14 protein-coding genes are annotated in these 14485 nt (G+C 60.9%); 3 read left to right on the top strand and 11 right to left on the bottom strand.

The features are described 5' to 3' along the window. Positions 1-13: 13 nt before the first annotated feature. The 11 genes from FAZ69_RS29730 to FAZ69_RS29680 form a co-directional block, all read right to left on the bottom strand. Positions 14-370 (bottom strand): BON domain-containing protein, encoded by a 357-nt coding sequence (locus FAZ69_RS29730; protein ID WP_169708811.1) that lies wholly within the window; start codon positions 368-370, stop codon positions 14-16. 73 nt (positions 371-443) lie between these two features. After that, positions 444-1502 carry a porin gene (locus FAZ69_RS29725; protein WP_439654814.1) on the bottom strand — a complete coding sequence of 353 codons (1059 nt, stop codon included), beginning with the start codon at positions 1500-1502 and terminating at the stop codon, positions 444-446. A 330-nt stretch (positions 1503-1832) separates the two neighbouring features. Beyond that, a complete protein-coding gene (locus tag FAZ69_RS29720; RefSeq protein ID WP_136898663.1) occupies positions 1833-3302 on the bottom strand; it encodes an aldehyde dehydrogenase family protein in 1470 nt (489 codons plus the stop codon). Between the two features lie 50 nt (positions 3303-3352). Next, positions 3353-3934: a YceI family protein gene (locus tag FAZ69_RS29715; protein WP_136898691.1), complete on the bottom strand. Its 582-nt coding sequence runs from the start codon at positions 3932-3934 to the stop codon at positions 3353-3355. A gap of 73 nt (positions 3935-4007) precedes the next feature. After that, positions 4008-5255 (bottom strand): MFS transporter, encoded by a 1248-nt coding sequence (locus FAZ69_RS29710; protein WP_136898662.1) that lies wholly within the window; start codon positions 5253-5255, stop codon positions 4008-4010. Between the two features lie 40 nt (positions 5256-5295). Further along, on the bottom strand, positions 5296-6285 hold the full coding sequence (locus FAZ69_RS29705; RefSeq protein WP_169708810.1) for a fumarylacetoacetate hydrolase family protein: 990 nt from the start codon (positions 6283-6285) through the stop codon (positions 5296-5298). Positions 6286-6364: 79 nt separating this feature from the next. Then, positions 6365-7309, bottom strand: coding sequence for a 3,5-dioxohexanoate:acetyl-CoA acetone transferase (gene kce / locus FAZ69_RS29700; RefSeq protein ID WP_136898660.1), 945 nt, complete (start codon positions 7307-7309; stop codon positions 6365-6367). Continuing rightward, positions 7306-8349 (bottom strand): NADP-dependent oxidoreductase, encoded by a 1044-nt coding sequence (locus FAZ69_RS29695; RefSeq protein WP_136898659.1) that lies wholly within the window; start codon positions 8347-8349, stop codon positions 7306-7308. Before FAZ69_RS29695 ends, kce begins: the two co-directional genes overlap by 4 nt. 29 nt (positions 8350-8378) lie before the next feature. Next, positions 8379-9401 carry an amidohydrolase family protein gene (locus FAZ69_RS29690; RefSeq protein WP_240702523.1) on the bottom strand — a complete coding sequence of 341 codons (1023 nt, stop codon included), beginning with the start codon at positions 9399-9401 and terminating at the stop codon, positions 8379-8381. Beyond that, positions 9398-10333 (bottom strand): VOC family protein, encoded by a 936-nt coding sequence (locus FAZ69_RS29685; RefSeq protein WP_136898657.1) that lies wholly within the window; start codon positions 10331-10333, stop codon positions 9398-9400. The genes FAZ69_RS29690 and FAZ69_RS29685 overlap by 4 nt, the downstream gene beginning before the upstream one ends. Positions 10334-10530: 197 nt before the next feature. Beyond that, positions 10531-11529, bottom strand: coding sequence for a GlxA family transcriptional regulator (locus FAZ69_RS29680; RefSeq protein ID WP_136898656.1), 999 nt, complete (start codon positions 11527-11529; stop codon positions 10531-10533). 93 nt (positions 11530-11622) lie between these two features. On the opposite strand from FAZ69_RS29680, the gene FAZ69_RS29675 reads away from it, so the two are divergent. The 3 genes from FAZ69_RS29675 (at position 11623) to FAZ69_RS29665 (ending at position 14480) form a co-directional block, all read left to right on the top strand. Next, the gene (locus FAZ69_RS29675; protein ID WP_136898655.1) at positions 11623-12348 is read left to right on the top strand and encodes an NAD(P)H-dependent oxidoreductase; all 726 of its coding nucleotides are present in this window, start codon (positions 11623-11625) and stop codon (positions 12346-12348) included. Then, positions 12345-13529, top strand: coding sequence for an acetyl-CoA C-acyltransferase family protein (locus tag FAZ69_RS29670; RefSeq protein ID WP_136898654.1), 1185 nt, complete (start codon positions 12345-12347; stop codon positions 13527-13529). The genes FAZ69_RS29675 and FAZ69_RS29670 overlap by 4 nt, the downstream gene beginning before the upstream one ends. Before the next feature lie 99 nt (positions 13530-13628). Then, positions 13629-14480, top strand: a complete 852-nt coding sequence (locus FAZ69_RS29665) for a 3-hydroxybutyryl-CoA dehydrogenase (RefSeq protein WP_136898653.1) — start codon at positions 13629-13631, stop codon at positions 14478-14480. The last annotated feature ends 5 nt before the right edge of the window (positions 14481-14485 follow it).

Here is a 14485-nt window from a genome sequence, read left to right as displayed (position 1 = left end):
ACACGAAGCCAGTTCAGTCTGTTGGTTGCACCGTCAGCTGGTTATCCACCGACTTGACGCCCGGTACCGCTTTCACCACGGATTCGACTTGCTCTCTTTGCTCAGCGTTATCCAGCCTGCCCCGCAGGAGCACGGTGCCGTCCTTCACGCCAACCATCACTTCGGATGCGTCGATTCCTTTGGTATGCACGAGTTGCCGGTGTATCTGATTAGCCAACGCTTTGTCAGCAGCACTTGGATGCGCATATCGGTGTCGCTCGGACATGGCCGTATCGGACGCTTGCTGGACCGGCGTCGTCTGGGCCAAGGCGACCCCGCCACAAAAACAGACCGCAAAAAAGATCGCCTGCGCGCTTAGTTCTGGTTTCATCTTCATTCCTTATTTTATGGAGCATGTAGGCTCCATGAGCCTTTACACAATCCTGGTTTCCCTTCCTGACTTTTCAAAAGAAATGCCTTATCCCGACGCCCACGCCTGTCGCAGTCCCCGCTGCCAGCCCGCCGACGCCGGAGGTGATAGCCAAACCGGTACCCATGTTGCCCTTGTTATCGACGACCGCGGCCTGCGCGTACAACGTGGTGCGAATCGACAGGTAGTACTCGACCCCGGCACCAAACAGCAACGCCTTGTTGGCTTTCACATTCCGATCGAATAATGCATACACTCCTGCACTGACAGCCCAGAAGGGGCCCAGGCTCGTACGGCCGCCAAAGCTGTAGACACTCACGTTCGACAGCGCAGTATCGATTGAAGGGTTCCTGAAGTTGGTGAACGCAGTTCGGAACGTCGCGGGCCCGAATGTATAGCCCGCCCCGGCAGTCCACGCTCTTGTGGTCACATCGCCGAGCACCGGATCTCGCGCTTCGTAATAGGCGAGATCCGCGGATATTCCATAGCGGTTATAGTTCAGAGCCGCTGACAACCGCCTTCCGGCGTCGAAGCTACCCGCCACTCCCCCGGGCGCGTATTCGAATTGAGCATCCAAGCCGGCAATCGTCGGCGTAAGATAGGTAATCGCATTGCTATCGAACAACCCATTTATCTTGATCAGCTGAACATACGGAACGGCTATGGTTCCCGTAAAGGACGTTTCATAAGGCGACGAAGACCGCGGATCAGATCGGATCTCCGCAATGGCAAATGGAGAAAACTGAACGCCTGCGCGGAAGCGTCCATAGTCGTTGTTTTGAACCTCAATGAACGCTCGGCGACCGAACAGATTGCCGTTCGAGTTCGAAAACTTGCCGGATGTCACGCTGAAACCGTCCTCAAGCACGAATCCTACTTTCGTGCCGCCACCTATGTCCTCCTCTCCTTTTAACCCGAATCGGGAAGGGGACAACCCGCTATCCATGAGTTGCAGATCCCGCCCCTTCCCTCCGGGGGATTTCGTCGTAAAGAATATCCCTGCGTCGACAGCACCGTACAACGTCACCGCGCTTTGAGCCCACGACTTGCTGACCGCAAACGACGCAAGCAATCCAACTGCACACCACGTCAGAATTCGCATTTCCTGTCTCCATCGTTTTTGTATAGGTAGGCATGGCGATAAGCGATAACGATCGACTAGTTGAGGATTGACTTATCGATCGATAATTTAATTATCAATATTTGTTTTTTTATCTTATTAATTTCTCATGCTTCAAATCGCAATCTCGATGCGATCGGACGCGCGCCGGCATCGAATGAAGCGGCGTCGGTCCTGCCGGACCGTGATATTCCAGTTGAAAGCGCTTATCCGGCGAGCAGCAACAACACCTGGCTACGATCGGAGCGCGGCTCGAAAGCGAGCGGCACTCCCTGCGCACGTAGCGCCGCCCCCTCTTCCACCTCAATGCCCGGCAGCGCTTTTACCATGCCCCGGGGACGCGACGACCTGAATCGTGGTCTTGGTCTCCTGGAATTCCTCAAGACTTGCGGAGCCGCGGGCTCGACCTATGCCGCTCTGCTTGAACCCGCCTTCCTCGTAGCTGTCGGAGAGCGTGGCCCAACCGTTCACCCATACCGTGCCTGCCTTGATGGCTCGCACCACGCGCTGCGCACGATCGAGATCACGGGTGAAGACGGATGCCGCAAGGCCATAGTCTGTGGCGTTGGCCAAGCGAACGGCATCGGCCTCGTCCTCGAAGGTCTCGAAGCTCAGCACCGGCCCGAAAATCTCCTGCTGAACCAGCGGAACGTCGACGCGGGACGGCTCGATCATCGCCGGCCGAAAGAACGAGCCCTCGGCCAAGGCTCCCTCGACGACGGCACCGCCGCGAACCAGTACGCGGCCATAGCTGGCCGCTTCGCGCACGAGCGCGTCGACACGCGCCACACTGGCCCTGTCGATCAGCGGCCCCATCTGGCTGGAGGGATCGTCGGCCGGCCCCAGCACGACCGCCTCCAGCATGGCGGCAAGCCTAGTGCGCCACGCATCGGCGACGCTGCGCTGAACCAGGATGCGCGATCCCGCCATGCAGAACTGGCCCGAGAACATGGTGATGGCGGCGACCGCGACGGGCGCCACGGCGTCGATGTCCGTGTCTTCGAAGACAACGAGCGGAGTCTTGCCGCCGAGCTCCAGGCTGACGCGCTTCAAACTCTCGGCTGCCTTGGCCGCGATCAGCTTGCCCGTCCTGGTGCTGCCGGTAAAGTTGATAGCGTCGACAAGCGGCGACTCGACCAGGCGCATCGCGCAATCGTTGCCGCTTTCCGTGATCAGATTCACCACGCCCGGCGGCAAGCTTTTGGTCGAAGCCAAAGCCTCGGCGATCAGGGCGTTGGTAAGGGCGGTCTGGGCCGGCATCTTGACGACGACCGTGCATCCCGCCGCCAGGGCCGGCCCCAACGCACGCACGCATAGCGCCAACGGCGCGTTCCACGGGATGATCAATCCCGCGACCCCGATCGGCTCGTGGGTCGAGACGCCGAAGACGCCCGGCAAGATCTCCGACGCCCCGCCCCGCTGAGCGAGGGCAAGGCCCGCGTTGTGCCGCAACGTCGCTGGAGCCGTATGAGCCTCGAGCGACGCGCCCGGGATCGTCTTGCCGGTCTCGCGAGCATTCATGCTGATCAGGACCTCGGCTCTTGCCTCGAGTTGGTCGGCAAGCTCCATCAGGGCGCGGGCGCGAAGCTGGCGGTCGTGCGCCCACTCGGTATTGTCGAACGCCCGGCGGGCCGCCGCGATCGCCGCCTCGGCCTCGGCGTGCCCCCCGTCGTAGAATTGGCCGAGCTCCTTGCCAGTCGAGGGGTTGATGGATACCCCGATCGCGCCCGATCGAACCCACGCGCCATCGATCCAGAGACCTGCAATTGTCATGTCATACCTCATGAGTCCAATATTCAAATCACTGCCTGCCTCACACCTGCTTACTCGGCCTTGATGCCTTCCACCTGGATTTGCAACGTCGTGGCCATCCTGAAACCGTATGACTGGCCGAAATTCATTCCATAGTCGGAGCGGTCAAATTCGCCCTTCGCATCGGCGCCGCACACTTCGCGCTTGAGCATCGGGTTCTGGAAACACTTGAACGAATCGATCTTGAGGTTCAACGGTTTCGTTACGCCATGTAGCGTGAGCGTGCCGATTACCTCCACGGGCGCATCACCTTCGAAGCGAATCGAAGTGCCCTTGTAGACGGCCGCCGGATACTTCCCGACGTCGAGCATTTCCGCCGACCTCACATGCTTGTCCAGCGCTGCGTTGCCCGTGTCGATCGACGAGGCGTCCACGGTCACCTCTACCGTTCCCGTCTTCGCCGCGGTGTCGAGCACGACCGTTCCCGAGCTCTTCGTGAACTTGCCGCGCCACACCGAGACACCGCCGAAGTGATCCGCCTCGAAGCTCGGGTAAGTGTGCGCTGGGTCGAGGCTATAGGTAACCGGGGCTGCAAATGCCGGCGCTGCGATCGCGGAAGCAAAAGCCACAAAAGCAAAAAGGGAAGGTTTCATGTAAGCCTGTGTCCTTTTAGGCAGATAAGATGAACGGCCGGCAGGCATCAGCGCGCGCGACCGCAAGATGAAGCTACACCGCACTGGCACCAGCACTCGCATCGCGGGGCGAACCGTATGAATAGGGCCCGACGGCCAAGATACAAACACTGGCAATGGCGAGTGCCAGGCCGCACCCGATAAATCCGATCTCATAGCTGTGGAAGCGAGTGAAAGCCGCCCCCAACAGCAACGGGCCAAGGCCCGCCCCTACGGTGAATATCGAAAAGAACACGCCGTACAGCTGCCCAAAGCGCTTCAGCCCAAAATAGCGCGACACGAAAAAACCAACCATGTCGACCTCAGCACCCGCGGCGAGCCCGATCGCGACCATGCCCAGCACGGGATTGGAATGGCTACCGAGCAGATAGAGACCTGCAATAGCGATCGCGAAGAAACTCGAGGCCACATATGCGGCAAACACGCGATCCATGAGGTAGCCCGCCAGCAACCTCCCGGCCAACCCTGCGACCCCGGCGGCCGCGAGGACTCGTGCCGCCGAACTCGGAGTCCAACCTGCATCGACGAGCAATGGCACCACATGCACGAGCGCACCGTTCACGGCGATCGAGACCAGCAGCACGGCGCTGGCGATGCACCAGAACGCGCGAAGCGCCATCGCCTGCCGAAGACTCAGACCGTGCCCCTGCGAGCTCCGTCCTGATTGGCGATGGACGTTTGGCTCGCGCAGCAGCAGCCCCACGGCCGGCATCGCCACAACGACGATCGCCGCTCCGAGACCGAGATACCCGATACGCCAGTTGTAGGTCCCAATGAGCCACTGCACGTACTGCGGGACGAGCGCGGTACCCAGCCCTATGCCGCTCATCGCGATGCCTATCGCCAATCCTCGCCGGCGGTCGAAGTGGCTTGCGATCGACTTGACGTACCCGATCGGGCTCTGGGCGGCGCCCATCGCGCCGGTAAGCGCAGTGAGCGCGATGAACCACACCAAACTGCTTGTCTGACCGATGACCGCGACATTGAGTCCAAACAGGCAAATCCCCAGCGCCAGCACGCGCCGCACGCCGAACTTGTCCATCAGCAGGCCCACGAACGGAAGCGACAGTGCCGACACCAGCGCACATAGCGCCGTCGCGACACTGAGAGACGCACGGCTCCAGCCGAATTCGCTCTGCAGCGGGCCCATGAAAACGCCGAACGCGAACACGCTGACCGGCCCGTTTCCCACGATCAACGCGATCGCTCCGCCAACGGGAACCAGCCACGTCCCCGCAGAGCCATCGGCGTCATCCAACCGGTCGCTGCTCGTCGTTCTCACCTACGCTTCCTTTCCTGGTTACCGCACCCACACCGCTCGACTAGAGCGGGGTAGCGCCGGCGATCGTGTTGCCGAGCCCGCCGAGATTCCGGCCGCTTTCCTTCTCGCTCAGCGTCGCGGTGACGACATCACCGGGACGCAGGAACGGGCGCCCTTTTGTCATCTCCGTGCGAAGCTCGTCCCGCCTGACGTCGTCATTCAGGAGATGGGTCTGGATGATCTCGACCATTCGCGCCGTAACAGGCGCCGTCACTCCGCCAGGCGTACCTGTCAACAACAGATCTCCAGCGCGCATGTCCTGAATCGTGCCCACGAAGTTGAGCGTTTCCACCGGCTTCCAGATCAGCTGCTGCGACGTCGCTTGCTGCCGCAGCTCCCCATTGACGTGAAGCTGGATTTCCAGCCGTTCGAGCGCGTCTGCAACTTCACTCGGTTCCAGGAGCCATATCGCCGGACCAACGGGGCAGAACGTGCGATAGCTCTTGCCGCGATACCATTGCAACAGGGACTCCCCAAACTGAATATCGCGAGCTGATACATCGTTGCAAAGTACGACGCCCGCAACATACTCCCCGATGTTCTCCCGGCTGATCCGATCTCGAGCGCCGAACTGCCTGCGCATCACGAGGGCAAATTCAACCTCGTAGTCCAGCAGCTCGACGTCCGCCGGGCGCACGATATCGTCGTAGGGGCCCGTGATCGAAGAACCCGCCTTGCCGAAGATGAGGTTGCTCTTGCGCTCAGCGTGCTTCGCTTCCTGAGCATGCGACGCATAGTTGAGACCCTGGCAGACCAGCGCGGCATCCGATGTGACGGGCGACACCAGTGCCGCTGCCTTGATCGTCACCGCCTGTGCTTCGTCGACGGTACTGACGTTGGACGCTTCAGCCAGAAATTCCGCCGTCGTCGCGCAATGAACCGGCAGCGGGACTAACCGGACATCGTCGTTTGCGCTCTGCGGCGCGGGGCCGATGAGTTCCCCCCACCGGACAGCTCCCCCGTGCTCGTACCGCACGATCAATCTCGACATGTTTTGACACTCCATTTCTCTAAGCTGATCGGCACCGTTGCGTGATGCCGCTCGATGCGCCGCAATGATTTGCTGAGCGTTAGAAACCCACGTTCTTCGCGCCCTTCAGATCAAGCAGGGCACGCGCTTCCGCAGGCGAGGCGATCTCCAGCGACAGCGCTTCGAGAATCCCGCGCAGCAGCGTCACCTGCTCCGCGTTGGAGGTCGCCAACCGCCCTTTGCCCGCATACAAGCTGTCCTCGAGACCCACGCGGGCATGGCCGCCGTTCAGGGCTCCCATCGTCGTAAAGCCAAGCTGGTGACGTCCAACGGCCATGATGGACCAGAGGTAGTCGGTACCGAACAGCTTCTCGGCCACCCGTTTGGCGTGCAGCAGGTTTTCCGTATCCGCGCCCTGCCCGCCGAGCACTCCGAAGATCGACTGCACGAACAGCGGCGGCGTGACCAGTTTCCGGTCCAGCAAGTGGGCCAGCGTGTACAGATGGCCGACGTCGTAGCACTCGAACTCGAAACGCGTGCCGTGCCCCTTGCCGAGCCGCTCGAGGATCTGCTCCATATCGGCGAAGGTGTTGCGAAAGATCCAGTCTCGCGAACGCTCGAGATACGGCGCCTCCCAGTCGTGGCGAAATTCCTTGTAGCGATCGAGGGCCGGATACAGCCCGAAGTTCATGGAGCCCATGTTCAACGACGCCAACTCCGGAGACGCACGCAGCGCCGCCGCCAGGCGATCGTCCAGCGACATGCCCTGCCCGCCTCCTGTCGTGATGTTCACGATGGCGTCGCACGCCTCCCTGATCCGCGGGAGAAACTCCATGAAGAGAGCGGGATCCGGAGACGGGCTTCCGTCGCTCGGGTTTCGCGCGTGAAGGTGCAGCACGGCGGCGCCTGCCTCGGCAGCCGCGATGGATTCGCGTGCAATCTCGTCCGGCGTCACCGGGAGATGCGGGCTCATCGAAGGCGTGTGGATGGAGCCCGTGACGGCGCAACTCAGGATGACTTTATGGGGTGCTCGCGGCTGGCTCATGACTTGCCCTCCTCGGCCAGCGCCTGCTCCTCACGAAGGCGGATGAGCAGCTTGCCGGCGTTGCCGCCGTCGTACAGCGTCCGGATCAGTCCAGGCGCGGTTTCGATTCCTTCACGGACGTCCTCGCGATACTTCAACTTTCCGGCGCGAATCCAGCTCACCAGATTGCCGATTGCCTCTTCATAGCGCTCTGCAAAGTCCGTCGTGAGAAAACCGCGCATGGTGGCGCGCTTGACGAGCAGGTTCCGCTCCGGGCGCGGGCCCACATTCCAGGGCTCCCAGCTTGCGAAAGACGCCGTGCCGCAGATCCCGATGCGCGCATGCACGTTGATCTGGCGCAGCACGGCATCCAGAGCCGCGCCGGACGTATTGTCGAAGTACGCGTCGATGCCATCGGGGCACGCCTTGCGAAGCGCCGTCTCCAGATCCGTCTCGCGCTTGTAGTCGATCGCGGCGTCGTAGCCGAACTCCTCGATGCATTGCCGGACCTTGTCTTCCCCGCCCGCAATGCCGACCACCTTGCAGCCCTTGATGCGCGCGATTTGCCCCACGGCAGAGCCTACGGCGCCGGCCGCGGTCGACACGACAACCGTCTCGCCCGGCTGCGGCTGACACACGTCGAGCAAGCCGAAATACGCGGTGAGCCCGTTGAGGCCAAGCACGCCCAGCGATAAAGACAACGACAGGTCGCGCTCGAGAACCTTGCGCATGACTTGTTGAGGGCGCACCGACGCATAGTCCTGCCAGCCGAAGATGCCCATCACCTGCTCGCCCACGGCGTAGTCGGGGTGCCGTGACGCGATGACTTCGCCGGCGGCAAAGGCGCGCATCGTATCGCCGACTTCGATCCGCGGCCAATAGGTGCTCGTGTCGGCGATCCAGCCTCGCATCGCCGGATCGACGGACAGGTAGCTGTTGCGGACCACGAATTCGCCTTCCGCCGGCGTGGGGACCGGGGTCACCCGGATGGCGAAGTCCTCGGCTTGCGGGATGCCGTTAGGCCTGGACTTGAGCCAGACTTGGCGATTGCCTTCTTCCATGATTGCACCGGTCTCTGAATTGGATGGGTTCATAGGGGATGAAGTGAAAGGTCGGGCGATGTCTCACCCAGGAAGCGCATCGCATTGCCCGACAGCAGGAGATGCCGCGTCTCGCTATCCAGGTCCAACTCGTCGAGTCGCTGCAACGGCCGGGTATCCTCGATCAGGAACGGATGGTCCGTGCCAATGCAGAGCTGTGTCGCCCCGAAGGTCGAAATCAGGTGAGCAAGCGTGGGGCCGTCATAGACGAGGGTGTCGTAGAACAGACTGCGCGCCTGCTCCCAAGGTGACCTTCGATGCTGCAGCGCGAGCTGCTCCCATCCGGCCGCAAGGCGCGGCAACGTGAGTGCGAATCCGCCTGCGCCATGGCTGAAGGCGATGCGCAGCCGAGGATGGCGCTCGAGCACGCCGCCGGTAATCAACGACGCTGCCGCCAGCGCGTTCTCGCTCGGAAAGGCCACGAGCTGCATCAGGCCCGGAGGACCCACCAGCCGGTTCAGCCCGGCTGGCCGCAATGGATGCACGAAGATCGAAGCACCGAGTTCTTCGGCGGCAGCGAAGAACGGCTCGAAGCGCGGATCGCCGATCACCACGTCGTCGACATTGGTCCCGATCTCCACGCCACGGAAGGTGCCCAGCTTCATCAGCCTCTCGAGCTCGCGCGCGGCAAGTTCAGGGTCCTGAAGCGGGACGCAACCGAGCGCGGAGAAACGCTCGGGCGCCTGCGCCACCATGTCCGCCATGACATCGTTGATGTGCCTGCATAGCACGAGCGCGTCCGGCGCCGGCATCCAGTACGACAGGAGCTCAGGCATCGGCGAAAGCACTTGCCGGCCGATGCCCGTTTTTTCCATGTGATGCAGGCGCTGCTCCACGTCCCAGCACTCGTGAGAGACCGTGCGAAAGAGCTTTCCGTCGATCATCACGCTGCGGTGATTGCACTGCGGGGACGCGCACATCTGCGGCCAGAACGCCCCCGGCGATGTGCCCGCGTACGCCGGAAAGTCGTACGGAACGACGTGCGTGTGAATATCGATGGCCGAGGCGCTCACGCTACACCCTCCACGAAAGCCTGCCACCCTGAGCCGGCGCGATAGGGCTGAATCAGCCCGGTCGCGGACATTCGCGGATCCCTGATACCGCCCCAGCCATCGATAGACGCAGGGACCGGAGGCAGCACCCTCGGCTCGCGCGGGGAGACCTCGGGAAACTCCTCCATGCCGAAGCTGTATTCGAGCGTCAGGCCATCCGGGTCCAGAAAGTAGAGGAAAACGCTCTCCGAGGCGGGATGGCGACCGGGACCGAACACGATGGGAACGCCTTCTCGCTTGAACCGGTTCATGGCTATGCCGATGTCGTCGATCGCGGACACCATGAAGTTGACATGGTGCAAGCCGTGCCGCGCGCCGAGCCCTACCCCCACGCCGTGGTGATAAGGGCTTGGCGGAGGCCGCATCAACGTGATGACGCCGTCGATGTCGTCCGACGTCGCGAACCCCAACACCTTCCGCATGAACGTTACCGCTTCGGCATGACGCGGCGTGCAGAAGACGACATGGCCGATGCGCTGGATCTTGGCGACCGTCGGCGTGAATGTGCGAGACATCGCGGTAGCGCGCGGAAGACAGAACTCGAAGGCCGCGCTGGAGTTGGGCTCGGCAATTCGCCAAGCGCGCAAGAGATTGCGCGCGTCGCACTCTTCGGATGGCGCGACATCGTATGGGACGTTGTGCTCGCTCAGTTGGCGGTGCAGTCCTTCGAACGCCGATTCGTCCTCCAGGGACAACGCAATCGACCGGAAGCCCGGGACTGGGAATTCGTGCAGCACCACCAGACAATCGTCCGAGCCGCAGAGAAAGGACGCCGACCCGTCCGGGTTCCGCTCGATCGGCGTCAGCCCGACGATCTCTTCATAAAATTTAGAAGAGCGACCCAGATTCGTGACGTTCAACTCGACTCGAACGAGTCTCCGGTATCGAAGCATATTTGTCTCCTTTCAAGGAGGCTTGTATGCCTCCCTCTTGGGAAACAAGTGTAAGTAGGCCATTCGGCCGTTTCTATCCGATTTGCGCGTGAAAGGAGAGGCAGTATCCGATTTGCGCAGATACTTGACCGGCCGGATCGAAAAGGGGCTTCTTTTCAGTGCTCGGAGGATGGGTTAGGAACGGCTGTGCCGTACGCTCATTCTTCCGTCGAGGGTGACGTACGAAAGCGGCTACGATAAGCACCGGGGCTAAGCCCGACCTTGTCCTTGAAGAGCCGGCAGAAAGAGCTTACGTCGTAGTAGCCCACTTTAGAGGCAATCACCTCCACCGTAAGGTCGCCCCCCTCAAGCAGGCCCCGTGCCGTATCGATACGCAAGCTCTGCAAATAGCGCAAAGGCGCTTGACTCAGCGCAGCCTGGAACCGGCGAATCACCGTACGTTCGCTCACTCCGAGTTCATCCGCCATCTGCGAAATCCTCACCTCTTTTGCCATGTTCTTTTGCAGCCAGTGTTGAGCCCGATGGACCAAGGAGTCTGCATGAGCCTTGTCTGTGAGCAGCGGCAGATAGGGCGTTTGTTTGGTTTGACTGACGTCGATCAGCATGGCCTTGGCGCATTGCGACGCAATGATCGGACCAGACAATCGCTCAATGACGTGAACGGTTTGCAGAAGATACGACGCCGAGGCGCCCGCGCATATCAGCCTGTCGGCCTCTGTGATGACCGGTTCGAGTTGAAGGTTGACCCGAGGAAACTTGCTGCGGAACTGCTCTGCGAGCCACCAGGTCGTCGTTGCCGGCCGGGAGTCGAGAAGGCCGGTCGCAGCAAGAAGAAAGGTGCCGGTGCAGTTCGCCGCGACGAATGCACCGGAGTTCCACTGCGTGACGAGCCAGTCGCATGCCGAGGATTGACGCGCCAGCAAGCGGTCAAAAGCCTTGCTGCCCGCGTAGTGGGCGCTCGGAATGAAGACCACGTCGAACTTTTCCCGCGGGCGGATCGGTTGCGAATTCACGGCCAGGCCGTTACTTGCCTTGACGGGCTCACCCGTCGGCGAAACAAATTTCCACTCGAACAGAGGAGCTGCGGCGCCTTGCAGGCGGCGAATGTGCGAATTCGCAATCTGGAGTATGTCCGCGAAGCCGCTCAAGCTGGAGGCGTAGCAATCGTCATACGCAAGGATGGCAGCGCGGGGCATGTCTCGTTTCGCATACTTTATGTCACTTTAGACAATGTACAGCAAGCCGACGTGCAGGGAAACTCGATGTGTCCAAGCTAGGGATTGTCCACAATGAAAGTTTTCATCGTCCACGCCCATCCGGAGCCGAAATCGTTCAGCTCGGCTCTTAAGACCACCGCGGAAGAAGTATTCCGTGCAGCCGGGCACGAAGTCCTGGTCTCGGATCTCTACGCCATGGGATTCAACCCAGTCGCGTCTGCGAACGATTTTGGAACGAGAGCGGATCCGGAGTATTGCGTGTATGCCCTGGAACAGCGCCACGGCGTTTCGACGGGGACGATATCGCACGATATTCAGAACGAGTTAAAGAAACTCCTCGACTGTGACTTGCTTGTGTTGAATTTTCCGCTGTTCTGGTTTTCCACCCCCGCGATTCTCAAGGGTTGGCTCGATCGAGTCCTCGTCTCGGGATCCGTCTACGGCGGCATGCGCTTTTACGACCGCGGCGGCCTAAAAGGAAAGCGCGCAATCGTGAGCTTCACGCTCGGGGGGCAGGCCCACATGCTCGACACGAACGGCATACACGGCCCGATCGAGGGCATGCTGAAGCATCTTTTGCAGGGAACCCTCGCGTATACCGGGCTTGATGTGCTTGCGCCTTTCGTCGCCTGGCATGTGCCCTATGTGACGAACGAAAAGCGATTGGAATACCTGGACGCATGGCGAAAACGGCTCCCGTCTCTCATGGACGAAGAGCCGCTGCGGTTCCCGAGCCTCGATCGATTTGACGAGAACCTGTACCCGCTCGCACCAAGGCGAGAAAGGATCGAACAATGAGCAATCGTGAAGTCGTCATCGTCGGCGCAGCACGCACCGCCATCGGATCGTTCGGCGGGTCGCTCAAGGATGTGCCGATGACAGAGCTTGGCTCAACCGTCATTCGCGCAGCACTTCAGCGCTCAGAGGTGCCAGCCACTGAAATCGGGCACGTCGTCATGGGAAACGTCGTTCCCACGGAACCGCGGGATGCCTACCTGAGTCGTGTCTCTGCGATGGACGCGGGCATTCCCAAAGAGGTCCCGGCATTCAATGTCAACAGGCTTTGCGGCTCTGGTCTGCAGGCAGTGATTTCCGCGGCGCAGTCGATCATGGTCGGGGATGTCGACTTTGCCATCGGCGGCGGCGCTGAATCCATGAGCCGGGGTCCGTACATCGCACCTTCGACGCGCTGGGGTACCCGTATGGGCGACACCCAGATGGTGGACTACATGACAGGCATCCTTCACGATCCATGGAAGCGCATGCACATGGGCGTGACCGCGGAAAACGTGGCGCAGCGCCATGGCATCTCGCGCGGCGAGCAAGATAGGCTTGCACTGCAAAGTCAACTGCGCGCCGCGGCTGCAATTGACGCGGGCCACTTCAAGAGTCAGATCGTGCCGGTGGAGATCAAGACGCGAAAAGGCGTTGTTCGTTTCGATACGGACGAACACGTTCGCAGAGATTTGACAGAAGACAGTCTGGCAAAGATGAAACCCGTGTTCAAGGAAGGCGGTTCTGTCACTGCAGGAAACGCTTCCGGCATCAACGATGGCGCTGCAGCCATTGTGCTCGCCGAGTCGGGCAAAGCGATCGCGATGGGCCTCAAACCATTGGCCCGGCTCGTCGGCTACGCCCATGCCGGAGTGGAACCCGACTATATGGGCACCGGGCCAATTCCCGCTACGCGTCTAGTGATGCGCCGCACCGGCCTGAGCTTGACCGATATGGACATCATCGAGTCCAACGAAGCCTTCGCCGCACAGGCCTGCGCCGTTGCAAAGGAACTCGGTCTCGATCCGAGCAAGGTCAATCCCAACGGCTCGGGGATTTCTCTCGGGCATCCAGTGGGCGCGACGGGAGCGATCATCTCCGTAAAGGCGATCTACGAACTGCACCGGACCGGTGGCCGTTTTGCTCTGGTCACGATGTGCATTGGCGGTGGGCAAGGCATCGCAGCGATTTACGAGCGCGTCTGAGGCTTGCTTCATCAGGCTGCACAAAGACCGAATAGGAATGGTTGAACGCCGGCGATCGCGCCAATTGCGTGAGCGCGCCGCACCTGAAAGGAACTTCTGATGGCTATAAATAAAATCGCTGTCGTCGGCGCCGGCACAATGGGAAACGGCATTGCCCAGGTGTGCGCCACAGCGGGTTTTGAGGTCGCCATGCTGGATATCTCAGACGAGGTGCTGCAGCGCGGACTGGCAACGATCTCTGCGAGCCTGGACCGATTGATCAAAAAGCAATCGATTACGTCCACCGCCGCACCCGAGATATTGACACGCCTCACAGTGACTACCCGATATCCGGACCTGTCCGATGCCGATCTCGTGATCGAAGCCGCAACCGAAAACGAAACGCTGAAGCTTCGCATACTGAAGGAGATCGAAGCCGCCGTTGCCGCGGACGCAATCATTGCGACGAATACGTCCTCGATTTCCATCACCAAACTCGCGGCAGCGCTCGACCGGCCGGACAGGTTCATCGGGACTCACTTTTTCAACCCCGTTCCGATGATGGCCCTGGTGGAACTGATTCGCGGGTTGCAGACCTCGGCTGTCACCCAGCAGCGCGTCCAGGCATTCGTTGAAGCGATCGGGAAGACTGCCATTCTCGCGAAGAATAGCCCCGGCTTCGCCGTGAACCGAATCCTTTGCCCAATGATCAATGAGGCAGTCTTCGCCCTGCAGGAGGGCCTCGCCACTGCGGAAGACATCGACAGCGGCATGAAGCTCGGGGCAAACCATCCGATTGGGCCGCTGGCGCTCGCCGACCTCATCGGCTTGGACACGATGCTTGCGGTGATGGAGATCTTCTACCAGGGATTCAACGATCCTAAATATCGGCCCGCGCCGCTTCTCAAGGAAATGGTAGACGCAGGATTTCTCGGTCGAAAAAGCGGGCGAGGCTTCTTCCAATACAAGTGAGTCAG

Origin of the sequence: Trinickia terrae (genome assembly GCF_005144415.1) — a bacterium.
GTDB lineage: Bacteria > Pseudomonadota > Gammaproteobacteria > Burkholderiales > Burkholderiaceae > Trinickia_A > Trinickia_A terrae.
The sequence above is the reverse complement of the archived record's forward strand: the minus strand, read 5'-3'. Positions and strand labels throughout refer to the sequence as shown.